Source organism: Streptomyces sp. NPDC001530, from assembly GCF_042894545.1.
Taxonomy (GTDB): domain Bacteria; phylum Actinomycetota; class Actinomycetes; order Streptomycetales; family Streptomycetaceae; genus Streptomyces.
The window spans coordinates 238,340-259,956 of the sequence record NZ_JBIAVS010000009.1; the positions used below are offsets into that span (position 1 = coordinate 238,340).

Annotated in this window: 22 protein-coding genes; 18 read left to right on the forward strand and 4 right to left on the reverse strand. The window is 70.8% G+C overall.

Going from position 1 to position 21,617, the window contains the following annotated elements:
* Nucleotides 1-17: 17 nt before the first annotated feature.
* The 4 genes from ACFY0T_RS20255 to ACFY0T_RS20270 all read left to right on the forward strand — a co-directional run bounded on the left by ACFY0T_RS20255 (nt 18) and on the right by ACFY0T_RS20270 (nt 4,661).
* Complete coding sequence (locus tag ACFY0T_RS20255; RefSeq protein ID WP_388872072.1) at nt 18-902, forward strand: carbohydrate ABC transporter permease; 885 nt, start codon at nt 18-20, stop codon at nt 900-902.
* Nucleotides 902-1,807 (forward strand): carbohydrate ABC transporter permease, encoded by a 906-nt coding sequence (locus ACFY0T_RS20260; protein ID WP_388872075.1) that lies wholly within the window; start codon nt 902-904, stop codon nt 1,805-1,807. The genes ACFY0T_RS20255 and ACFY0T_RS20260 overlap by 1 nt, the downstream gene beginning before the upstream one ends.
* Nucleotides 1,808-1,855: 48 nt before the next feature.
* Complete coding sequence (locus ACFY0T_RS20265) at nt 1,856-3,436, forward strand: family 43 glycosylhydrolase (RefSeq protein WP_388872078.1); 1,581 nt, start codon at nt 1,856-1,858, stop codon at nt 3,434-3,436.
* A gap of 163 nt (nt 3,437-3,599) precedes the next feature.
* Nucleotides 3,600-4,661, forward strand: coding sequence for a LacI family DNA-binding transcriptional regulator (locus tag ACFY0T_RS20270; protein ID WP_388872081.1), 1,062 nt, complete (start codon nt 3,600-3,602; stop codon nt 4,659-4,661).
* Here ACFY0T_RS20270 and ACFY0T_RS20275 read toward each other — a convergent pair.
* Nucleotides 4,639-5,295: a ThuA domain-containing protein gene (locus ACFY0T_RS20275; protein WP_388872084.1), complete on the reverse strand. Its 657-nt coding sequence runs from the start codon at nt 5,293-5,295 to the stop codon at nt 4,639-4,641. The two genes, ACFY0T_RS20270 and ACFY0T_RS20275, sit on opposite strands and share 23 nt — an antisense overlap.
* 169 nt (nt 5,296-5,464) lie before the next feature.
* Here ACFY0T_RS20275 and ACFY0T_RS20280 point away from each other — a divergent pair, with 169 nt between their 5' ends.
* Nucleotides 5,465-5,866 (forward strand): VOC family protein, encoded by a 402-nt coding sequence (locus tag ACFY0T_RS20280; protein ID WP_388872087.1) that lies wholly within the window; start codon nt 5,465-5,467, stop codon nt 5,864-5,866.
* Nucleotides 5,867-5,902: 36 nt separating this feature from the next.
* On the opposite strand, the gene ACFY0T_RS20285 is transcribed toward ACFY0T_RS20280, so the two are convergent.
* Both ACFY0T_RS20285 and ACFY0T_RS20290 read right to left on the reverse strand, forming a co-directional pair.
* On the reverse strand, nt 5,903-6,595 hold the full coding sequence (locus tag ACFY0T_RS20285; protein ID WP_388872455.1) for a helix-turn-helix domain-containing protein: 693 nt from the start codon (nt 6,593-6,595) through the stop codon (nt 5,903-5,905).
* Between the two features lie 10 nt (nt 6,596-6,605).
* Nucleotides 6,606-7,541 carry an AraC family transcriptional regulator gene (locus tag ACFY0T_RS20290; protein ID WP_388872090.1) on the reverse strand — a complete coding sequence of 312 codons (936 nt, stop codon included), beginning with the start codon at nt 7,539-7,541 and terminating at the stop codon, nt 6,606-6,608.
* A gap of 105 nt (nt 7,542-7,646) precedes the next feature.
* Here ACFY0T_RS20290 and ACFY0T_RS20295 point away from each other — a divergent pair, with 105 nt between their 5' ends.
* Nucleotides 7,647-8,480 (forward strand): NAD(P)H-binding protein, encoded by an 834-nt coding sequence (locus ACFY0T_RS20295; RefSeq protein ID WP_388872092.1) that lies wholly within the window; start codon nt 7,647-7,649, stop codon nt 8,478-8,480.
* A gap of 148 nt (nt 8,481-8,628) precedes the next feature.
* On the opposite strand, the gene ACFY0T_RS20300 is transcribed toward ACFY0T_RS20295, so the two are convergent.
* Nucleotides 8,629-9,798, reverse strand: coding sequence for a YihY/virulence factor BrkB family protein (locus ACFY0T_RS20300; RefSeq protein ID WP_388872095.1), 1,170 nt, complete (start codon nt 9,796-9,798; stop codon nt 8,629-8,631).
* A gap of 17 nt (nt 9,799-9,815) precedes the next feature.
* Here ACFY0T_RS20300 and ACFY0T_RS20305 point away from each other — a divergent pair, with 17 nt between their 5' ends.
* The 12 genes from ACFY0T_RS20305 (at nt 9,816) to ACFY0T_RS20360 (ending at nt 21,426) form a co-directional block, all read left to right on the forward strand.
* The gene (locus ACFY0T_RS20305; protein WP_388872098.1) at nt 9,816-11,465 is read left to right on the forward strand and encodes an acyl-CoA dehydrogenase family protein; all 1,650 of its coding nucleotides are present in this window, start codon (nt 9,816-9,818) and stop codon (nt 11,463-11,465) included.
* A gap of 266 nt (nt 11,466-11,731) precedes the next feature.
* The gene (locus ACFY0T_RS20310) at nt 11,732-13,033 is read left to right on the forward strand and encodes a GAF domain-containing protein (RefSeq protein WP_388872101.1); all 1,302 of its coding nucleotides are present in this window, start codon (nt 11,732-11,734) and stop codon (nt 13,031-13,033) included.
* 87 nt (nt 13,034-13,120) lie between these two features.
* Nucleotides 13,121-13,306, forward strand: coding sequence for a hypothetical protein (locus tag ACFY0T_RS20315; protein ID WP_388872104.1), 186 nt, complete (start codon nt 13,121-13,123; stop codon nt 13,304-13,306).
* A 282-nt stretch (nt 13,307-13,588) separates the two neighbouring features.
* Nucleotides 13,589-14,971: a hypothetical protein gene (locus ACFY0T_RS20320; protein WP_388872107.1), complete on the forward strand. Its 1,383-nt coding sequence runs from the start codon at nt 13,589-13,591 to the stop codon at nt 14,969-14,971.
* Nucleotides 14,972-15,033: 62 nt separating this feature from the next.
* Nucleotides 15,034-15,606, forward strand: coding sequence for a GNAT family N-acetyltransferase (locus tag ACFY0T_RS20325; RefSeq protein ID WP_388872110.1), 573 nt, complete (start codon nt 15,034-15,036; stop codon nt 15,604-15,606).
* Between the two features lie 139 nt (nt 15,607-15,745).
* The gene (locus ACFY0T_RS20330) at nt 15,746-15,829 is read left to right on the forward strand and encodes a putative leader peptide (RefSeq protein WP_310591794.1); all 84 of its coding nucleotides are present in this window, start codon (nt 15,746-15,748) and stop codon (nt 15,827-15,829) included.
* Between the two features lie 157 nt (nt 15,830-15,986).
* Nucleotides 15,987-17,681 (forward strand): nitrite/sulfite reductase, encoded by a 1,695-nt coding sequence (locus tag ACFY0T_RS20335; RefSeq protein WP_388872113.1) that lies wholly within the window; start codon nt 15,987-15,989, stop codon nt 17,679-17,681.
* Complete coding sequence (locus ACFY0T_RS20340; protein ID WP_388872116.1) at nt 17,678-17,857, forward strand: hypothetical protein; 180 nt, start codon at nt 17,678-17,680, stop codon at nt 17,855-17,857. Before ACFY0T_RS20335 ends, ACFY0T_RS20340 begins: the two co-directional genes overlap by 4 nt.
* A complete protein-coding gene (locus ACFY0T_RS20345) occupies nt 17,854-18,564 on the forward strand; it encodes a phosphoadenylyl-sulfate reductase (RefSeq protein WP_388872119.1) in 711 nt (236 codons plus the stop codon). Before ACFY0T_RS20340 ends, ACFY0T_RS20345 begins: the two co-directional genes overlap by 4 nt.
* A gap of 35 nt (nt 18,565-18,599) precedes the next feature.
* Nucleotides 18,600-19,136, forward strand: coding sequence for an adenylyl-sulfate kinase (gene cysC, locus ACFY0T_RS20350; protein WP_388872123.1), 537 nt, complete (start codon nt 18,600-18,602; stop codon nt 19,134-19,136).
* The gene (cysD, locus tag ACFY0T_RS20355) at nt 19,133-20,068 is read left to right on the forward strand and encodes a sulfate adenylyltransferase subunit CysD (RefSeq protein ID WP_388872126.1); all 936 of its coding nucleotides are present in this window, start codon (nt 19,133-19,135) and stop codon (nt 20,066-20,068) included. The genes cysC and cysD overlap by 4 nt, the downstream gene beginning before the upstream one ends.
* A gap of 2 nt (nt 20,069-20,070) precedes the next feature.
* Nucleotides 20,071-21,426: a sulfate adenylyltransferase subunit 1 gene (locus tag ACFY0T_RS20360; RefSeq protein ID WP_388872129.1), complete on the forward strand. Its 1,356-nt coding sequence runs from the start codon at nt 20,071-20,073 to the stop codon at nt 21,424-21,426.
* Nucleotides 21,427-21,617 lie beyond the last annotated feature (191 nt).

Sequence of the window (21,617 nt, forward strand, 5' to 3'; positions counted from 1 at the left end):
GCTGAAGGCAACCACTGATGACTCGCTCCCTGCGCTGGAAGGGCGCCGCCTTCACGGTGCCCTTCCAGCTCGGCTTCGTCTTCCTCTACCTGCTCCCGATCGGCTACGCGATCTACCAGTCGCTGTACCGCGAGCAGCAGTCCGGGCTCGGGCTCGGCGGCGCGACGGAGAAGTTCGCAGGCCTGGACAACTACCAACAGGGCCTGACCGACTCGGCGTTCATGGGTTCCGTGCTGCGGGTGGTGCTGTTCGCCTGCGTGCAGATCCCGGTGATGCTGCTCATCAGCCTCGTACTGGCGCTGTTCCTGGACGCGTTGGCCTCGAAGGTGGCCGGCCGGTTCCGGATCCTCCTGCTGGTGCCGTACATGATCCCCGGTGTGGTCGCCGCCCTTGTGTGGATCAACCTGTACAGCCCGGACGTCGGTCCGCTGACCCCGCTGGGCAAGGTGTTCGGCTTCGACTGGAACTTCTTCGCGCCGTCGATGGTGTGGCCGTCGATCGGCAACCTGCTCACCTGGCACGGCGTCGGCTACAACATGGTGATCATTTACTCTGCGCTCCAGGGTGTGCCTCGGGAGCTGTTCGAGGCCGCGCGGCTCGACGGCGCCTCCGAGCGGCGGATCGCGCTGAGCATCAAGATCCCATTCGTGCGGGGTGCGTTGGTGCTGACCGGCATGCTGTCGATCATCCAGATGCTGCAGATCTTCAACGAGCCCGCGCTGTTCAGGAACATCACCCCGCAGACGGTCAGCGACAGCTTCACCCCGATCATGATCATCTACAACCAGGCGTTCAACGCCGGCAACTACCACTACGCCGCGGCCCTGTCGGTGCTGCTCGCCCTCATCCTCGGCGTCGCCTCCTTCCTCTTCTACCGGCTGACGTCAAGGGAGGCGGACTGATGACACTCACCGAAGAACGCGCGGGGACGAGCCAGGTCCGCCGCCTCACCAAGCCGGATCCGGCCTCCCGCACCCGCGGCGGCCAGCGCTTCCTCCTCGTCGGCCTGACGCTGGCGAGCGTGTACAGCCTGTTCCCGGTGTGGTGGCTGATCGTCGCATCGACCAAGGACCGGACGGGGCTGTACCAGACGAACGGCCTGTGGTTCTCGGGCTGGCACCTGTGGGACAACCTGCACCAGCTGTTCACCTACGAGGACGGCATCTTCCTGCGCTGGACCGCCAACTCGTTCCTGTACGCGGGAGTCGGCTCCCTCGGCGGCACCCTGCTCGCCCTCGCGACGGGCTACGGTCTGGCACGCTTCCAGTTCCCGGGCCGGAACCTGGTGTTCGCGTGCGTGGTCGGCTCGTTCCTGATCCCGATCGCGCTGCTCACCCTGCCGCTGTATCTGCTGTTCTCGGAGATCGGCATGGTCGACACGCCCTGGGCGATGCTGATCCCCTGCCTGATCAACCCGTTCAGCGTGTACCTCGCCAAGGTGTACACCGAGGCCACCATCCCGTACGAGCTGCTGGAGGCCGCCCGCATCGACGGCGCCGGCGAACTGCGGATCTTCTTCAGCATCGTGCTGCGGATGATGACGACGGGGGGCGCGACGGTGTTCCTGCTGGCCTTCGTCAACACCTGGAACGCCTTCTTCCTGCCCCTCACCGTGCTGCGCGGCGAGGAGAACTGGACCCTCAACCTGGGCCTGTACAACTGGTCCGGCAAACGCCTGGAGTCCGGCGTCGACCTGACCAGTCTCGTGCTGACCGGCGCGCTGCTGTCCATCGTGCCGATGGCGATCATGATGGTCGCGATGCGGCGTTACTGGCGCACCGGTGTGACGCTGGGGGCCCTCAAGTGACCGTCACGCCAGGAGTTATCAAGTGACCGTCACACCGGGAGTTTTCACGTGACCGTGCTGCGCAATCCCGTCATCCGCGGTTTCGCCCCCGACCCCTCGCTGGTCCGGGTCGGCGACTGGTACTACGTGGCGACCAGCTCCTTCGAGTGGTTCCCGACCATCCCGATCCACCGCTCCCGTGACCTCGCGCGCTGGGAGTACGCCGGCCATGTGCGTGGCGCGGTCCCCGGGGACTCGCTGGCCGGGGTGCCCGACTCGGGCGGCATTTGGGCGCCGTCGCTGAGCTGGGACGGCGAGCGGTTCTGGGTGGTCTACTCGGTCGTGCGGTCGGTCGGCACGCCGTACTTCGACGCGGACGCGTACGTGAGCACGGCCGCCGAGGTGGGCGGCAAGTGGACGACCCCGCAACGGGTCGCGAGCCACGGCTTCGACCCCGCGCTCTTCCACCACGATGGCCGGCTGTGGCTGCTCAACCTGCAGAACGACCACCGGCCGGGCGGCAGGCGCTTCGCGGGCATCGTCCTGACCGAGCTGGACCGCGAGACGCTGAACCCCGTCGGTGACACCCACCTCCTCCTCCAGCACGAACGGCTCATCGAGGGGCCGAAGTTGTTGTGGCGCGACGGCTGGTACTACCTGGTGCTCGCTGAGGGCGGCACGGGGTTCGAGCACGGGGTGCGGGTGGCACGCAGCCGTGCGCTCACCGGACCGTACGAGCTCGACGACCGCCCGCTGCTGACGTCCCGGGACGACCCGTCGCTGCCGCTGCAGAAGGCGGGGCACGGAGAGCTGGTCCAAACATCCGACGGCGACTGGGTGTTGAGCCATCTGGCGGCCCGTCCGTTGCGGACCCCGGACGGCCCGCGCTGCACGCTCGGCCGGGAGACGGCGATCCAGTCGGTGACGTGGGATGCGGAGGGTTGGCCGAGGTTGAGCCACGGGGGTCATCATCCGGCGGTCGAGGTCGACGTGCCGACCCGACCCGAGGCGCAAGTGACCCCGCCCTCCGAGGCGTTGGGGTGGCCGTGGAGCACCCTGCGCGACGCCCCCGACCCGTCCTGGGCGGACACCGCCACCCGCCCCGGCTGGATCCGGCTGCGCGGCCGGCACGGTCCCGAGTCCCGGTGGGCGCACAGCCTGCTGGCCCAGCGGATCACCGAGCACCGTGCGGAGGCCGAAGTCACCGTCGAGGCGCGGCCGAACACCTTCACGCAGGCCGCGGGCCTGGTGCTCCGGTACAACACGGAGGCGTATCTGAGCCTGGACCTGACCTGGGCGGAGGCCGAGGGCGAGGGGCAGCACGGGCAGCAGTGGCGGGGCGGCGGCCGCACGGTGCTCCGGCTCGTGGAGCGCGACGAGGCGAGCACCCGGCCGGTGACCGTCGTCGACGTCGGCGCGGACGCGCCGGTGACGCTGGGCGTGACGGTCGGCGGGGCCGAGGTGCGGTTCTGGTACGTGCGGGACGGGATACGTACGCCGGTCGGGGAGCCGTTGGACTTCGGCAAGCTCTCCGACGACTACGGATCCAAGCTCCGCTTCACCGGGGCGATGGCCGGCATCCATGCCGTGGACCTGGTGGACGCGGCGTTCACGGCCGACTTCACCGGCTTCCGGCTCACCTGCTGGTAGACGTCGCCGCGTTCGAAGTTTCGAAAGTGCGGGACCGCGAAGACCTGCGAAGTCCGGCCTCTTCCCGACTCCACCCGATGAACCTAGGGTAGGAAGCGCTTACTGTTTCCGCGCTGGTCGAAACTTTTCATGGCCCTCGGGCGGGCCGGAGAGGTGGTTCCCGATGGTCCGTACGGGGAGTGCGAGCGTGGCGGCCGGGCCGACACTGGCGGTCGTCGCCCGCGAGGCGGGGGTGTCCGTGCCGACCGCCTCCAAGGTGGTCAACGGCCGGGAGGACGTGGCGCCGGAGACGCGCCGCCGCGTGACGGAGGCGCTGGACCGGCTCGGCTACGTGCGCCGACCCCGGTTCGATGCGGCGAAGGCGCCGGGCCGGGTCGACCTGATCGTGCACTCGCTCGACAGTTCATGGTCGGGGGCGGTGCTGCACGGCGTGGAGGCGGCGGCGCACGACGCGGGCCTGGAGGTCGTGGTGTCGGCCGGGCTCACCCGGACGCGGGGCGCGCGGCCGGAGCGCGGCTGGCTGGACAAGCTCATCGCGCGCGGTTCGTCCGGTGTGCTGTTCAACCTGGCCGAGCTGACGTCGTCGCAGTACGCCTGGCTGGCCCAGCACCTCATCCCGTTCGTGATGATCGACCCGGTCCTCGAACCGCCGCCGGGCGTCGTGTCGGTGGGCGCGGCGAACTGGCAGGGCGGTCTGCTGGCGACGGAGCATCTGCTCTCCCTCGGCCATGAGCGCATCGCCGTCATCGGCGGTTACCGCCGCAAGATATGCAGCAGCGACCGGATCGCCGGCTACCGCTCGGCCCTCGCGTCCGCCGGGATCCGGCACCGCCCCGAGTACGTCCGCTACGGCAGCTTCAACGAGACCGGCGCCCACCGCCGCATGCTGGAACTCCTCGACCTGCCCGAACCTCCCACCGCCGTCTTCGTCTGCTCCGACAAGATGGCGCTCGGCGTCTACCAGGCCCTGGCCGAACGGCAGTTGAGCGTCCCGGACGACATCAGCGTGGTCGGCTTCGACGACCTCCCCGAGTCCCGCTGGGCCACCCCCGCGCTCACCACCGTCCGCCAGCCACTCTCCGAGATGGCAGCGACGGCGCTGCGCCTCCTCGTCCGGATGATGGCGGGCGACCAGCCGGAGGGCACGCGTACGGAGCTGTCGACCCGCCTGGTGGAGCGGGCGAGCACGGGCCCCGCACCGGCTACGTCCTGGTCACCCAGGTGATACCGCCGAGCAGATGGGCGCGGAAGTCCGGATCCTCGTACGCCCCCGAGGCGTGCCCGAGAGCGGTGTAGAAAACCCGGCCCCCGCCCTGCTCGCGACACCACACCAGCGGATGGTCCTCCCCCATGCCCCCGCCCTCGTACGAGGATTCGTCCGCGGAGGCGAGCACACGCACCGCACCACGAGGACTGACCCGGAAGTCGTACCACTCGTCCGTGAACTCCCAGACGGGCGGCAGATGTTGGGTCGCCGGATGCTCGCCGTCCTCGATGACGGCCTTCCCCGGCTGATACGCCGGGTGCCGGTCGAAGCGAGCCCCGAGCATCTCGCCGTAGTAGGGCCACCCGTACTCGGTACAGGCAGCCGCGTGCACCCCGACGAACCCTCCGCCGCCCTCGACGTACGCCGCGAGACGGTCGCGTCCCGGAGGCGTCAGCACCTCCCCGCTCGTGGAGAGGAAGACGACGGCGGCGTACGCGTCGAGGGGCTCCTCGAAGGCACCGGGGTCCTCGCCGGCATCGACCGCGAAGCCGTGTTCGTCACCGAGGGAGCGCACGGCGGCGACGGCGTCGGGGATGGAGTCGTGCCGGTAGGCCGTGGTGCGGGTGTAGACGAGAACACGGAAGGGCGGCATGGCCCCGAGCCTATTTCCGCGGTGGGGTGCGCCCCAACGAGCCGATGAGACCGAAAATTTCGGATCCGCCGCGCGGACCGGAACCGGTGGCACGCCGTACAAGACGCCGGTCCCCGACCGCGTCCGATTCGTTCAAGACCGGCCACCGGGCTCTGCCTACCGTGGCCATATGACTCCACGATTCGATGTGATTGGCCTCGTCGTCTCCGACATGGCCGCCTCCCTCGCCTTCTACCGCCGCCTCGGGCTCGTCTTCCCCGAGGGCTCCGAGGACCAGCCGCACGTCGAGGCCGAACTGCCCGGCGGGCTGCGGCTGGCGCTCGACACGGAGGAGACGGTCCGGTCGTTCCACGCCGGGTGGCGGCCGCCGAGCGGGGGCGGCCGCACCTCGCTCGCCTTCCTCTGCGACAGTCCGGCGGAGGTCGACTCCGTGTACGAGGAACTGGTCGGCGCCGGTCATCAGGGTGAGCTCAAGCCGTGGGACGCCTTCTGGGGCATGCGGTACGCGGTCGTGCACGACCCTGACGGGAATGGCGTCGACCTTTTCGCACGGCTGCCGGAGACCCAGTAGCTCCTGCGCCTACCGGAGACCCGGTCTCTTCCACGTCTACCGGAGCCCCAGGAGCTCCCGCGCCGGCATCCCCGCCAGCTCCCGTACGTCGCGCGCCAGATGGGCCTGGTCCGCGAACCCGGCGCGGGCCGCGGTCTCCGCGAGGGGCACCCCGTCCCGCGCGAGGGCGAGCGCCCGCTGCAGTCGCAGCACCCGGGCCAGCGTCTTCGGCCCGTAGCCGAACGCGACCAGTGAGCGGCGGTGCAACTGCCGTGCGCTCAGGCCGAGTTCATCGGCGGTCGCGGCGACCGGGCGACCCGAGTCCAGGGCCGCGACCATGCCCCGCAGCAGCGGATCCGGGGGTTCCGCGTCCGCCGCCCGCTCCAGGGCCACCTCTTCGAGGGCGCTCACGGGGTCGGCGGCCCCGTCGACCCTCCCGGTCAGGCGCCGCACCCGGGAAGCGGGCCACAGGTCGGCCAACTCCACCCGCCGGTCGCGGAGTTCGTGGGCGGGTACGCCCAGCACCGCGGGCGCCGTACCGGGGTAGAAGCGGACGCCGGCCCAGCCGCCGGGCACCCCCTCGGGAACGTACGCCCGTGTGTCGGGACCGGCGACCAGCAGCCGCCCCTCGGTCCACAGGAGGTCCATGCAGCCGTCGGGCAGTACGGGCCCTACGGCCGAGCCGCGCCCCGGCAGGACACGGCTCCACACCACCGCGCCCGCCAACCGGGACGCCCGCTCCACGTACACGTACGCCAAGCTACGCCGCCCGGGTCCGATGCTCCTGCGGGCTGACCCCGTACACCCGCTTGAAGGCGCTGGACAGCGCGAACGCGCTGCCGTAGCCCACCTGGCGCGCGATCGAGTCCAGAGTGTCGTCCGTTTCGCGCAGGCGGTCGGCGGCGAGGGCGAGGCGCCAGCCGGTCAGGTAGGTCATCGGGGGCTCGCCCACGAGTTCGCTGAAGCGCCGGGCGAGGGCGGCCCGCGAGACCCCGGCTTTGGCGGCGAGTGTCGCCACCGTCCAGGGGTGGGCCGGGTCGTCCTGCACGAGCCGCAGCACCCGGCCGACGACGGGGTCCGCGAGGGCCTGGTACCAGGCGGGCGCCGCGGCCTCGGGGCGGGAGAACCACGCCCGCAGCGCGGCGATCATCAGCAGGTCGAGCAGCCGGTCGAGGACGACCTCCTGACCGGGCTCGTCGCGCACCATCTCCTCGGCGAGGATCGGCGTCAGCGGGCACTCCCACACGTCCGAGGTGAGCGACAGGAGTGGCGGGAGGGCGTCCAGCAGCCTGCCGCTGACCTCGCCCTGCATCATGTACGTCCCGATCAGCAGCACCGTGGAGCCGTCGAGCCGGTCGCCCCAGCTGCGTACGCCGAGCTCCCAGTGGCCCTTGAGGGAGCGCCCGTCGGGGTAGGTGCACTCGCCGCCCGGCAGGATCACCGCCTGCGGCGGGGTGTCCGGGTCGTCGGCGCAGACGTACGGGTCCGGGCCGCGCGCGATGGCGATGTCGCCCGCCCGCAGCCGCATCCCCTCTCCCCCGTCCGGTACGACCCAGGCGTCGCCGCGGACCACCAGCATGATCGTCAGGGGGGCGCGGTCCTCGACACGTATGCACCACGGCGGGTCGAAGCACGCACGGATCATGAAGGCGCCACGCGCGCGTGGACCCTCCAACAGGCCTGCGAGTGCGTCCATGGCGTCAGCGTAAACGCCCTCCCGGACCCTGTCGTAGACGTCCGCTTATGGGAATGAGCCGTTCAGCGATGGTTCCGTCCAGCGGGCGGCAGTTGACTGACGGGCATGACAGAGAACACGAGGAACATGACGGTGTTGGTGACAGGGGCCACGGGGCGCACCGGCCGCCGGGTCGCGGAGGCCGCGCGGGCGGCGGGACTGACGGTTCGGGCCGCGTCACGCGCCCAGGGCTTCGACTGGCAGGACGCCTCGACGTGGCCCGGGGCGCTGCGCGGCGCCGACGCGGCGTACCTGATGTACCCGACGGACGTGGGCTCCCCGGCCGCCACCGAGGCGATCGGGGCGCTCGCGCGGGAGGCGGTCGGGCTCGGCGTACGCCGGCTGGTGCTGCTGTCGTCGCGGGGCGAGGAGCGGGCGTGGCCGACCGAGGAGGCGCTCAAGGCGTCGGGCGCGGACTGGACGATCGTACGAGCCGCGTGGTTCTCCCAGAACTTCAGTGAGGGCCCGCTGGTGGAGGGGCTGCGCCACAGGGAGCTGGTGTTCCCGGCCGGAGAGGTGCGGGAGCCGTTCATCGACGTACGGGACATCGCGGACGTGGTCGTGGCCGTGCTGACCGGGGGTGACCGGTACGTCGGACAGGAGCTCGCCATTTCCGGGCCCCGGCTGCTCACCTTTCGCGAGGCGGTCGCGGAGATCTCCGAGGCGACGGGCAGCGAGCTGACGTACACCCCGGTGACGGCGCGCCAGTACGGCGACAGCCTGGCCGGGTTCGGGGTGCCGCCCGAGGAGGTCGAGTTCCTGGTCGACCTCTTCGAGAGCCTCCTCGACGGCCGCAACTCCTACCTCTCGGACGGCGTCCAGCAGATCCTGGGCCGCGCTCCGCGCGACTTCACGGATTTCGCGCGGGAGGCCGCGGCGGCCGGAGTCTGGAAGGCCTAGAGGCGACGCGACAGGACCGGTACTCCTCGCCCGTCGGGCCGGGGGTCCGGGGGTTGTCCCCCGGGAGAACACAGTACGGATTTCGCGCGGGAGGCCGCGGCGGCCGGAGTCCGGAAGGCGTGACCCTCAAGAGGCTCCCCCAAGAAGGTCACTCCGCCGGAGGCGGTGCGTCCCCGTTCTGATGCGGATGGTGATGGGTGCTCTTCGCATGCGTGCGCAGCCGGGACGTCACGTCCTCCGGGGGCAGGAAGCGTGACCAGCGCTCCGGGAACTCGGAGGGCATGTCCGGGTTCTCGGGGTCGATGTCGGCGTCGTACGAGCGGGCCGCGGCCGCGCGGGCGACGTACTCGGCCGCCTGCTCCTGACGCAGGCGCTCGTTCGCGGCGCGGGCCGCGGAGGTGGCGGCGGCCGGCCAGACCCGGTCGATGGCGGCGTTGACGGCGGCACCGACCAAGACCGCGAAGGCGGACACACCGATCCAGAGCAGGACGGCGACGGGCGCGGCGAGCGAGCCGTAGATCGTGGGGCCCTCGACGGTGTTGGTCAGGTAGATGCGGAGCAGGAAGCTGCCGAGCACCCACATGGCGAGGGCCACCAGGGCGCCCGGCACGTCCTCGACCCACGGGGAGCGCACGGGCACGGACACGTGGTAGAGCGTGGTGAGGAAGACGATCGACAGGACGATGACGACGGGCCAGTACAGGACCTGTACGACGGTCGTCGACCATGGCACGACGTTCACCACCGCGTCCGGGCCCGCCACCATCAGCGGCAGCGCGACGGAGCCGATCAGCAGCGCCACGATGAACAGCAGGAACGACATCACCCGGGTTTTCACGATCCCGCGGGTGCCGTCGAGCCCGTACATCACGGTGATCGTGTCGATGAAGACGTTCACCGCGCGGGAGCCCGACCACAGGGCGAACAGGAAACCGAGGGAGATGATGTCGGGGCGGCCGCCCTTCATCACGTCGTGCAGGATCGGCTCGGCGATCTGGTGCACGCCCTTCTCGGTGAGGACCGTGCGGGACGCCTCGAGGATGTTGGACTCGAGGCTCGCGATGGTGTCGGCGCCGGTCCAGTCGTCCACGTATCCCAGCAGCCCGATCATGCTCAGCAGCAGCGGCGGCACGGACAGAAGCGTGAAGAAAGCGGCCTCGGCCGCCAGACCCAGGATCCGGTACTCCATGCACGAGTTGACGGTGTCCTTGAGCAGCAGCCAGGCGGTCCTGCGCTTCGATACGTTCCGGTACAGCGCGCGAGCGCGGTGGAAGCGGCCCGAGGGAGGCCGTTCAGGTGTTTCTTTTGCCTGGTGCACCTCCTTACCGTATCCGTATGGCAGCCAGCACCCACACCGTGACCAACCAGGCTCCGCCCCTGGTCGGGTATGACGTATTCGCCGCCGACCGGGCCCTCGTGGAGGCGGTCGAACGGCATCTCGATCCACAGCTCCTCGACGAGGCGCGCGAGGAGCTGTCGGCGCTCGGGCGGACGTCCGGCTCCGCGCAGGTGCAGGAGTGGGGGGTGCTGGCCAATGAGAACCCGCCCAAGCTGCGCACCCACGACCGCTACGGCCACCGGATCGACGAGGTCGAGTTCCATCCGTCCTGGCACCGGCTGCTCGGCAAGGGTGTGTCGGCCGGGCTGACGGCGGCCTGGAGCCGGCCCGGCGGACACCTCCGGCGCGCGGCCGCCTTCGTGGTCTGGACGCAGGTCGAGGCGGGCAACGGCTGCCCGCTGTCGATGACCCACGCGGCGGTGCCCGCGCTGCGCACCGACCCGGCGCTCGCCGCCGAGTGGGAGCCGCGGCTGACGTCCACGGTCTACGACCAGGGGCTGCGGCCCGCGGCGGAGAAGGCCGGCGTGCTCTTCGGGATGGGCATGACGGAGAAGCAGGGCGGCAGCGACGTACGCGCCAATACGACTCAGGCGCGACCGCTCGCCGAGGACGGGACGTACGAACTGACCGGCCACAAGTGGTTCTGCTCGGCACCCATGTCGGACGGTTTCCTGGTGCTGGCGCAGGCCACCCCCTCCGGGGACAAAGGGGGCCTCACCTGCTTCCTCGTCCCGCGCGTCCTGGCGGACGGCACCCGCAATGTGTTCCGCATCCAGCGGCTCAAGGACAAGCTCGGCAACAAGTCGAACGCCTCGAGCGAGGTCGAGTTCGACGGGACCTGGGCGCGCCGGGTCGGGGACGAGGGGCGCGGGGTGCGGACCATCATCGAGATGGTCGCGGCGACCCGCCTGGACTGTGTACTCGGCTCCGCCTCCCTGATGCGGCAGGCCGTCGCGCAGGCCATCCACCACTGCACCTACCGGGAGGCGTTCGGCGGCAGGCTCATCGACAAGCCGCTGATGCGGAACGTCCTCGCGGATCTGGCGCTGGAGTCCGAGGCCGCGACGACGCTCGCGCTGCGGCTGGCCGCGGCGTACGACGACGGCAGTGAGCAGGAGCGGGCGTTCCTGCGCCTCGCGGTGCCGGCCGCCAAGTACTGGGTGACCAAGCGGTGTACGCCGGTGGCGGTGGAGGCGCTGGAGTGCCTGGGCGGCAACGGGTACGTCGAGGAGTCCGGCATGCCCCGGCTGCTGCGCGAGTCGCCGCTCAACTCCATCTGGGAGGGCGCGGGCAATGTGCAGGCGCTGGATGTGCTGCGCGCGCTGCAGCGGGAGCCCGGGGCGCTGGACGCGTATCTGCGCGAGGTGGGCCGGGCCCGGGGTGCCGACCACCGCCTCGACGGGGCCATCAAGAACCTGCTCGCCGAACTCGCGGACCTGGACGGCATCGAGGGCCGGGCCCGCCGGCTCGTCGAGCGCATCGCGACGGTGCTGCAGGGGTCGCTGCTCGTCCAGTACGCGCCCCCGGAGGTCGCCGACGCGTTCTGCGCCTCGCGGCTGGGCGGGGACTGGGGTGCGGCCTTCGGCACGCTGCCGCACAGTCTGGATCTGGCCACGGTGGTGGAGCGGGCGCGGCCGGTTTCCTGAACCGTTCCCACGCCGGGTTTATGCGGGGGTGGTGCTGCGCCGACACGGCACCACCCCCGCGGCCCCGTTTCAAGGAGCTCGGACGCCGCGCAGGCGACGTCGTTGTCAGTTTCAAGGAACGTTGTGACCGTTGGCGAGAGTTGCAGACCGTTGCATTCGTTTGTGCTCCTTGTGCGAACTTCCCGCGTCCCGGGCCGAGAGCAGGCACGATGTGGGGTGACGGCGGCGTCACAGCTCGTACGCGGTACTGGTTCCGGGAGTGCCCTGTGAAGACCACATCGTTCAACCCCGCGCGTTTCGCTCCGCCCGACGCGTCCGAAACGGTCCGGCACCTCCAGGAAACGTGGGCCGCGACGCTCAGAGGCGAACCCTCCCCGATCGCGCCGCGGCCCGTCATCGGTCAGTCATGGCAACGAGTGAAACGTTTCGGTGTCGATCCCGAACAAAGCACGGACAGCGTGCTGTTGCAGACGGACGAACTCGAACATCGCCGGACATCCACCGCCCTCGCCGATGTGATGCCGATCCTCAGCGGCGGGCTGGGCTCGGTCGCCGACGCGTCCCTGCAGATCATGGTGGTCACGGACGCGGACGGCCGGGTGCTGTGGCGCGAGGGCAACGCGGGGGTGCTGCGCCGGGCCGACACCATCTGCCTGGAGGAGGGCGCCGCCTGGAGCGAGGACACCACGGGCACCAACGCGATCGGCACGGCGCTCAGCGCCGGCGCCCCCGTCCAGGTGCACTCGGCCGAGCACTTCGTGCGCACGCTGCACGACTGGACCTGCGCCGCGTCGCCGGTGCACGACCCGCGGGACGGGCGGCTGCTCGGCATCATCGATGTGAGCGGGCCAGACAGCACCTTTCATCCGGCCACGCTCGCCCTGGTCGACTCGGTGTCCCAGCTGGCCGAAAGTGAACTGCGCAGCAGGCATCTGACGGCCATCGAGCGGCTGCGCGCGGTGGCCGCGCCCCTCCTGTGCCGGCTGGGCGGCAAGGCGCTGGTGGTGGACACCAACGGCTGGCTCGCGGCCGTCACGGGGATGCCGCCCGTCGACCGTGTCGCGCTGCCCAACTCCTTCGGCGCGGGCCGCGTCTGGCTGCCCTCCCTCGGCATGTGCGTCGCGGAGCCGATGCCCGGCGGCTGGCTGCTACGGGTCACGGAGACCGACAGCGCGGGGTGCGCGAGCCGCGTCGTGCTCGACCTCGGCGAGCCCCGGCGGCCGCGCGCCACCATCACCGGCGCGGCGGGCAGTTGGGCACAGGACCTCACCCCACGCCACGCCGAGCTCCTCTACGTCCTCGCCGTGCACCGCCAGGGCCGCAGCGCCGCCCAGCTCGCCGTCGACCTCTTCGACGACCCGACCCGCACGGTCACCGTCCGCGCGGAGCTCTCCCGAGTACGGCGCCGCCTCACGGGCCTCCTGGACCACCGCCCGTACCGCTTCCGCGAGGAGGTGGAGGTCGAGGTCCTGCTCCCGGCGGATCCGCTGGACCTCCTGCCGCACTCGACGGCGCCCGCGGTGGCGGAGGCGCGTACGGGGCAGGCCGGGACGGCGCGGCCGCACTGATCCCCAGACCCCTCCGCGACAAGCGGGCCCCTGGGCGCGACAACGGCTCCTAGGCTGTCCCTCTCGGATGCGGAGGGCAGCCGCAACGTGGTGGGCGGCACGGTGGCGGCTTCGGTCGTGCAGGTCGGATCGGTCGGGCAACTGACGGTCCAGCGGAGCGGGTTGGCGACGCCGACCGCACCGGTCGTCGAGAAGGACTGGGTGGCGCGGGTCCGCGGATCGAGCGTCTGGGACCACGTCCCGGAGAGCCGGGACACCACCCGGCACCGGTAGCCGGCCGCGGCAATGGCCGCCCGCCTCGCCGCACCGCGCGACGAGGCACAGCCACTCCTGGCCGACGACCCGTGGCGAGCTGGGCATCTCGTTCGACGCCCCCGCCATGGCCGTACGCTCCGTCCTCCCTTTGATCCCCCTCGCCGAGGGTTCTCCCTATATTTCCGGGTCTTCGGCCAGCGGCGCGGCTCCCTGACGTAGCATCTCTCTCACAGGCCACCCCACCCGCTCCCCGCTCAACCTGTTGACCGCGAGGGGCAGTTGGCCTTCCCGGGAGGACGCATGAAGCACCGCGGCAGGCACCGTCGTCGTAGAAGGGGACAGGCGCTGCGCGCCACCTTGGCCGGAACCGCCCTCGCGCTCACCGCGGCCGCCACCCTGATCAGCACCTCCCAGGCCACGGGCAGCGGCACTCCCGGCGGGCTGACCCCGCTCACCTCGGCGGCCGCGACCGGCAAGCTGCGACTCCACGAGAACCTGGTCCCCCGGGACACCCTCGACACGCTCACCAAGGACATGGGCGGGAACGTCGGTGTCGACGGCGTCCTCAGGACCGCCGACCACGCGATGCGCGACAAGGCCGACTGCACCGCCGACGAGCGGGCCGCGCTGCCGGTCGAGCCGACGGCCACGCGCGCGTACTGCTGGGAGCGCGGCGACGCGCAGACCCGGCAGTGGCAGCCGCGGTCCGTCACCACGTCGGGCGACGCCGACGACGACGGCCGCTGGGGCGAGCACCGGGTGATCCTGGCCGGCTGGTCGCACAACGACCACCAGGCCGCCGCGCCGACCCGGGACGAGGGCCTGGCCCGGGTCGCCTTCGTCGACGCGACCGATCCGCAGGCCCTCAAGTACCGCTGGGTGCTGCTCGTCGCCCCGCGCGCCGACGGCAAGGACTTCACGGCGGTCCGCTCCGGCCTCGGCGGCATGGTCTGGTACCAGGACAAGCTGATCGTCACCGCCGCGCATGGCGCGGGCCTGCTCGTCTTCGACATGCACCGCATCCTGAAGACCGACGTGAACAGCGGCGCCGTCGGCAGGGTGAGCGGCGGCTACTCGGCGGACGGCTACCAGTTCGTACTCCCGGCCATCGGCTCGTACGACGTGACCGGCGGGGCATGCGGCACAGGCACGGGCACCGGTGCGGGCGCCCGCACCGGCACCAACGCCGCGGTCCCCTGCTTCGGCTCCCTCTCCCTGGACCGTACGACCGCACCGGACAGCCTGGTCGCCACCGAGCGGGCCACGTCCGCCGGTGCGGAGCGGGCCCGCGTCTGGCGGTACTCCTACAGCACCGCCGCCTACCGCACGGGCCTGCTCGCCGACTCCCAGGGGTACGTGGACGCGGTCGAGGCCTACGAGACCAAGACCGCCGGGCTCACCGGCGTCCTCTCGCACACGCCGAGCGGCACGCGCGAGGCCGAGTGGTACGCCGGCCACGCACCGGACAGCCGTACCCAGCGCGGCACTCTCTGGCGGCAGACCGAGCGCGGCGCCAAGGCGGCCACGTGCACCGCGGACCAGTCGCACGCCTGCTGGGGCCTGGGCGCCGAGTCCCTCTCGTACTGGCAGGAGACGGGCGAGCTGTGGACGCTGACCGGCGCGGGAGCGGAGCGGACGCTCTACGCGGTTCCGCTGTCCGCGGTCGACGGTTCGCTGGACTAGGCACCCGACCGAACGAGCGCCGCTTTTGGAGGGGCACCCGCCCCCATGGTTCCCTGGCCCGCATGAGCAACGTCACTGTGACCACCTGGTCCCTGGAGCAGACGGCCCCGACCGACCTGCTCCCCGCGATGGCGCCCGACGGCGACGTCCGGATCGTGCGCGCCGAGGTCCCCTCGCCCGAGTTCAGCCGTTTCCTGTACGCGTCGGTCGGCGGGGACATCCGCTGGACGGACCGGCTCGACTGGACGTACGCGCAGTGGCAGGAGGCCCTGGAGCGGCCGGGCGTGGAGACCTGGGTGGCGTACGACCGGGGGACGCCCGCGGGCTATGTCGAGCTGGACCCGCAGGACGACGGTGTCGTGGAAGTCGTCTACTTCGGGCTGATCCCCGCCTTCCGGGGTCGCCGCATCGGCGGACACCTCCTCTCGTACGGTGTCGCGCGGGCCTGGGACCTGGCCGAGCGCCGGCCCGGGCGGGCCGAGACCAAGCGGGTCTGGCTGCATACCTGCAGCAAGGACGGGGAACACGCGATGGACAACTACCTGCGCCGCGGCTTCAAGCTCTTCGACACGAAGGTCGAGGAGGAGCCGGAGGTGACCACACCGGGTCCCTGGCCGGGGGCGCGGGCGGTCTGACCTGCTGATGCCCCCGTTCGGTACGGCCGGAGGCCCGGCCGTGTGACCGACAACACCCTTGTCTCGCCATTCGGGACAAGGGTGTCCACATGATGGATGATGGTGGACTGGCCCGAGATCCCCGTGACACGCTTCCGTCATGTCTGGAACTGGAATTGCCTTGGTGAGTCGGCGGCACGTCGACCTCGGCCGCATGTCCAGCGCCATCTGTCCGGCGCGCTGACGTACCCGTAGTGGCCTCCGGCCACGGGTCCAGCACCGCCGATTCCCCCCTTTTGCGATCCTTGCGCAATGACGCGCCCGTACTTCCGTATGCGCCCGCATGCGCAGGTCAGAGCCGTTGACAGACCTGTCCCGCAGTCCCGAAGGACGTAACAACCATGGCCGCCACCCCGCAGAATCCCGCCGCCGCGCCCCGCCGCAAGGTGAGTCGTCACCGCGGCGAGGGTCAGTGGGCCGTGGGTCACTTCACCCCGCTCAACGGCAACGAACAGTTCAAGAAGGACGACGACGGTCTCAATGTGCGGACACGCATTGAGACGATCTACTCCAAGCGGGGCTTCGACTCGATCGACCCCAACGACCTGCGTGGCCGGATGCGCTGGTGGGGGCTGTACACCCAGCGCAAGCCCGGGATCGACGGCGGCAAGACCGCGATCCTGGAGCCGGAGGAGCTGGACGACAAGTACTTCATGCTGCGCGTCCGCATCGACGGCGGCCGGCTGACCACCGAGCAGCTGCGCGTCATCGGCGAGATCTCGCAGGAGTTCGCGCGCGGCACCGCCGACCTCACCGACCGGCAGAACGTCCAGTACCACTGGATCCGCATCGAGGACGTCCCGGAGATCTGGGACCGCCTGGAGGCCGTGGGTCTGTCCACGACCGAGGCCTGCGGTGACACACCCCGCGTCATCCTCGGCTCGCCCGTCGCCGGGATCGCCGAGGACGAGATCATCGACGGCACCCCGGCCATCGAGGAGATCCACCGCCGGATCATCGGCAACAAGGACTTCTCGAACCTGCCCCGCAAGTTCAAGTCCGCGATCTCCGGCTCCCCGCTCCTCGACGTGGCGCACGAGATCAACGACGTCGCCTTCGTCGGCGTGAACCACCCGGAGCACGGCCCCGGCTTCGACCTCTGGGTCGGCGGCGGCCTCTCCACCAACCCCAAGATCGGCCAGCGCCTCGGCGCCTGGGTCCCGCTGGACGAGGTCGCGGACGTCTACGAGGGCGTCATCTCGATCTTCCGCGACTACGGCTACCGGCGGCTGCGCACCCGCGCCCGCCTGAAGTTCCTGGTCGCCGACTGGGGCGTCGAGAAGTTCCGCCAGGTCCTGGAGGACGAGTACCTGAAGCGGAAGCTCGTCGACGGCCCGGCCCCCGACCAGCCCGTCGCCCGCTGGCGCGACCACGTCGGTGTGCACCGCCAGCAGGACGGCCGCTACTACGTCGGCTTCGCCCCGCGCGTCGGCCGCGTGGACGGCGCGACCCTCACGAAGATCGCCGAGCTGGCCGAGGCGCACGGCTCCGGCCGCCTGCGTACCACGGTCGAGCAGAAGATGATCGTGCTCGACGTGGAGCAGGAGCAGATCGACTCCCTCGTCGAGGGCCTGGAGGCGCTCGACCTCACCGTCAAGCCCTCCCCCTTCCGGCGCGGCACGATGGCCTGCACCGGCATCGAGTACTGCAAGCTCGCGATCGTCGAGACCAAGGCGCGCGGTGCTTCCCTGATCGACGAACTCGAGCGCCGCATCCCCGAGTTCGACGAGCCCATCACCATCAACATCAACGGCTGCCCGAACGCCTGCGCCCGTATCCAGGTCGCGGACATCGGTCTCAAGGGCCAGCTGGTCCTCAACGACCAGGGCGAGCAGGTCGAGGGCTTCCAGGTGCACCTGGGCGGCGCGCTCGGCCTGGAGGCCGGGTTCGGCCGCAAGGTCCGAGGTCTGAAGGTCACGTCGGAGGAACTGCCCGACTACGTCGAGCGCGTGCTCAAGCGTTTCCAGGAGGAGCGCGAGGACGGCGAGCGCTTCGCCACCTGGGCCGCGCGTGCCGGCGAGGAGTCTCTGTCGTGAGCGAGCGAGCCGCGCCCTTCTACTGCCCCTACTGCGGCGACGAAGACCTTCGTCCGAGCGAGCAGGGCCACGGCGCGTGGGAATGCGCGGCGTGCAATCGAGCCTTCCAGTTGAAGTTCCTCGGGCTGCTCGCCCGTGGGGTTCAGCCCAGCGAAGGTGGAGGGGACGAGATATGACGACGATTCAGGAAGAGCGTACGGCCGAGGACCTGAAGCGCCTCGCCGAACAGGCGGGGCGCGACCTGGAGGACGCCTCCGCCCTGGAGATCCTCCAGTGGGCGGTCGCCACCTTCGGCAAGAAGTTCTGCGTCACCTCCTCCATGGAGGACGCGGTGGTCGCCCACCTCGCCTCCCGTGCCATGCCCGGCGTGGACGTCGTCTTCCTCGACACCGGCTACCACTTCCCGGAGACCATCGGCACCCGGGACGCCGTCGAGGCCGTGATGGACGTCAACGTCATCACGCTCACCCCGCGCCAGACGGTCGCCGAGCAGGACGCCGAGTACGGCCCCAAGCTGCACGACCGCAACCCGGACCTGTGCTGCGCGCTGCGCAAGGTCAAGCCCCTTGAGGAGGGCCTGACCAAGTACGACGCGTGGGCGACCGGGCTGCGCCGCGACGAGTCCCCGACCCGGGCGAACACCCCGGTCGTCGGCTGGGACGAGAAGCGGCAGAAGGTCAAGATCTCGCCGATCGCCCGCTGGACGCAGGACGACGTGGACGCGTACGTCGCCGAGCACGGGGTCCTCACCAACCCGCTGCTGATGGACGGTTACGCCTCCGTCGGCTGCGCCCCCTGCACCCGCCGGGTCCTCGAGGGCGAGGACGCGCGCGCCGGCCGCTGGGCGGGTCGCGCCAAGACCGAGTGCGGGCTGCACGGATGACCACGACTGTGCTTTCGACGAACCAGGAGAACCACGTGACGACCGGAGCCACCGTCTGGCTCACGGGTCTGCCGAGTGCCGGCAAGACCACCATCGCGTACGAGCTGGCCGGCCGGCTGCGCGAGGAGGGCCACCGCGTCGAGGTGCTCGACGGCGACGAGATCCGCGAGTTCATCTCGGCGGGCCTCGGATTCAGCCGCGATGACCGGCACACCAACGTGCAGCGCATCGGTTTCCTCGCCGAGTTGCTCGCCCGCAACGGCGTCAAGGCACTCGTCCCGGTGATCGCGCCCTACACCGACAGCCGCGAGGCCGTTCGCAAGCGCCACCAGGAGAGCGCGGCGCCGTACATCGAGGTGCACGTGGCGACCCCGGTCGACGTGTGCTCCGTACGCGACGTCAAGGGTCTGTACGCCAAGCAGGCCGCGGGCGAGCTCACCGGGCTCACCGGTGTCGACGACCCGTACGAGGAGCCCGAGTCGCCCGACCTGCGCATCGAGTCGCAGCACCAGACCGTCCAGGAGTCCGCGGCAGCGGTTTACGCGCTGCTCACCGAGAGGGGACTGGCATGACGACCGTCGCCAAGGTCGAGGAGGGCACGGACACTCCGTACGCCCTCTCGCATCTGGACGCTCTCGAGTCCGAGGCCGTCCACATCTTCCGCGAGGTCGCGGGCGAGTTCGAGCGGCCGGTGATCCTCTTCTCCGGCGGCAAGGACTCCATCGTCATGCTGCACCTGGCGCTGAAGGCGTTCGCCCCGGCGGCAGTCCCCTTCTCGCTGCTGCACGTGGACACCGGACACAACTTCCCCGAAGTCCTGGAGTACCGCGACCGTGTGGTCGCCGCACATGGGTTGCGCCTCCATGTGGCCTCCGTGCAGGACTACATCGACCGCGGTGTCCTCAAGGAGCGCCCGGACGGCACCCGTAATCCGCTGCAGACCGTGCCGCTGACCGAGAAGATCCAGTCCGAGCGGTTCGACGCCGTGTTCGGCGGCGGACGCCGCGACGAGGAGAAGGCCCGCGCCAAGGAGCGGGTGTTCTCGCTGCGCGACGAGTTCTCCCAGTGGGACCCGCGCCGCCAGCGCCCCGAGCTGTGGCAGCTCTACAACGGCCGCCACGCACCCGGCGAGCACGTCCGCGTGTTCCCGCTCAGCAACTGGACCGAGCTGGACGTCTGGCAGTACATCGCCCGCGAGGGCATCGAGCTGCCCGAGATCTACTTCGCGCACGAGCGTGAGGTCTTCAAGCGGTCCGGCATGTGGCTGACCGCCGGCGAGTGGGGCGGCCCCAAGAGCGGCGAGACGGTCGAGAAGCGGCAGGTCCGCTACCGCACCGTCGGCGACATGTCCTGCACGGGCGCCGTCGACTCCGACGCGACCACGCTCGACGCCGTGATCGCCGAGATCGCCGCCTCCCGGCTCACCGAGCGCGGTGCCACCCGCGCCGACGACAAGATGTCCGAGGCCGCGATGGAAGACCGCAAGCGCGAGGGGTACTTCTAGACATGACCAGCACCACCGAACCCACCGAGCCCTTGTCGGTCGAGCAGTTGTCGGCGACCACCCTGCTGCGCTTCGCCACCGCGGGCTCCGTCGACGACGGCAAGTCCACGCTCGTCGGACGTCTGCTGCACGACTCCAAGTCGGTCCTGACCGACCAGCTGGAGGCCGTCGAGCGGGTCTCGCAGAGCCGCGGCCAGGACGCCCCTGACCTCGCGCTGCTCACCGACGGCCTGCGCGCCGAGCGCGAGCAGGGCATCACCATCGACGTCGCGTACCGCTACTTCGCGACCGCGCGCCGCCGGTTCATCCTGGCCGACACCCCGGGCCATGTGCAGTACACGCGGAACATGGTCACCGGCGCCTCGACCGCCGACCTGGCCGTCGTCCTCGTGGACGCGCGCAACGGCGTCATCGAGCAGACCCGCCGGCACGCCGCCGTCGCCGCGCTGCTGCGTGTCCCGCACGTGGTCCTCGCGGTCAACAAGATGGACCTCGTCGAGTACAAGGAGTCCGTCTTCGCCGCGATCGCCGAGGAGTTCACGGCGTACGCCTCCGAGCTGGGCGTCCCCGAGATCACCGCGATCCCGATCTCGGCGCTCGCCGGTGACAACGTGGTGGAAGCCTCCGCGAACATGGACTGGTACGGCGGCCCGACGGTCCTGGAGCACCTGGAGACGGTGCCGGTCAGCCACGACCTGGCGCACTGCCACGCCCGCCTGCCCGTGCAGTACGTGATCCGCCCGCAGACCGCCGAGTACCCCGACTACCGGGGCTACGCCGGTCAGATCGCGGCCGGGACCTTCCGGGTCGGCGAGCAGATCACGGTCCTGCCGTCCGGCCGTTCGACGAAGATCTCCGGCATCGATCTGCTCGGCAAGCCGGTCGACGTCGCGTGGACGACGCAGTCGGTCACCGTCCTGCTGGAGGACGACATCGACATCTCGCGAGGCGACCTGATCGTGCCCAGCAAGGACGCGCCGCCGACCACCCAGGACATCGAGGCGACCGTCTGCCACGTGGCCGACCAGCCGCTGACCGTCGGCCACCGGGTGCTGCTCAAGCACGGCACCCGCACGGTCAAGGCGATCGTCAAGGACATCCCGTCCCGTCTCACGCTCGACGACCTCTCGCTGCACCCGCATCCGGGACAGCTCGTCGCCAACGACATCGGCCGCGTGAAGATCCGCACCGCGGAGCCGCTGCCGGTCGACTCCTACGCCGACTCGCGGCGCACCGGTTCGTTCATCCTGATCGACCCGAACGACGGCACCACGCTCACCGCGGGCATGGTCGGCGAGTCGTTCGCGTCGCCCGAGCCGGTCAAGGACGAAGGCGACGACGACGGATGGGACTTCTGACATGACGTCCACCGACTTCTACTCCACGTTCGCGAAGGAGGGCGGCCGCGTCGGCAGCGGCGCCCTCGGCAGCGGGCAGGGCGGGGTGGCGCGATGTGCGCGATGACGTACGCGCACTGCCTGCGCGCCCGCACCCCCCACCGCCTGCGAAAACGAAGACCTGCCGACTTCCCGGCCACGGCCTGAGACCC

Excerpts from the sequence above, each read along its gene's own strand:
- ACFY0T_RS20255 (WP_388872072.1), top strand. The coding sequence starts at position 18 with ATGACTCGCTCCCTGCGCTGGAAGGGCGCCGCCTTCACGGTGCCCTTC.
- ACFY0T_RS20260 (WP_388872075.1), top strand. The coding sequence starts at position 902 with ATGACACTCACCGAAGAACGCGCGGGGACGAGCCAGGTCCGCCGCCTC.
- ACFY0T_RS20270 (WP_388872081.1), top strand. The coding sequence starts at position 3,600 with ATGGTCCGTACGGGGAGTGCGAGCGTGGCGGCCGGGCCGACACTGGCG.
- ACFY0T_RS20275 (WP_388872084.1), bottom strand. The coding sequence starts at position 5,295 with ATGCCGCCCTTCCGTGTTCTCGTCTACACCCGCACCACGGCCTACCGG.
- ACFY0T_RS20280 (WP_388872087.1), top strand. The coding sequence starts at position 5,465 with ATGACTCCACGATTCGATGTGATTGGCCTCGTCGTCTCCGACATGGCC.
- ACFY0T_RS20290 (WP_388872090.1), bottom strand. The coding sequence starts at position 7,541 with ATGGACGCACTCGCAGGCCTGTTGGAGGGTCCACGCGCGCGTGGCGCC.
- ACFY0T_RS20295 (WP_388872092.1), top strand. The coding sequence starts at position 7,647 with ATGACAGAGAACACGAGGAACATGACGGTGTTGGTGACAGGGGCCACG.
- ACFY0T_RS20305 (WP_388872098.1), top strand. The coding sequence starts at position 9,816 with ATGGCAGCCAGCACCCACACCGTGACCAACCAGGCTCCGCCCCTGGTC.
- ACFY0T_RS20320 (WP_388872107.1), top strand. The coding sequence starts at position 13,589 with ATGAAGCACCGCGGCAGGCACCGTCGTCGTAGAAGGGGACAGGCGCTG.
- ACFY0T_RS20325 (WP_388872110.1), top strand. The coding sequence starts at position 15,034 with ATGAGCAACGTCACTGTGACCACCTGGTCCCTGGAGCAGACGGCCCCG.
- ACFY0T_RS20330 (WP_310591794.1), top strand. The coding sequence starts at position 15,746 with ATGTCTGGAACTGGAATTGCCTTGGTGAGTCGGCGGCACGTCGACCTC.
- ACFY0T_RS20335 (WP_388872113.1), top strand. The coding sequence starts at position 15,987 with ATGGCCGCCACCCCGCAGAATCCCGCCGCCGCGCCCCGCCGCAAGGTG.
- ACFY0T_RS20345 (WP_388872119.1), top strand. The coding sequence starts at position 17,854 with ATGACGACGATTCAGGAAGAGCGTACGGCCGAGGACCTGAAGCGCCTC.
- cysD (WP_388872126.1), top strand. The coding sequence starts at position 19,133 with ATGACGACCGTCGCCAAGGTCGAGGAGGGCACGGACACTCCGTACGCC.
- ACFY0T_RS20360 (WP_388872129.1), top strand. The coding sequence starts at position 20,071 with ATGACCAGCACCACCGAACCCACCGAGCCCTTGTCGGTCGAGCAGTTG.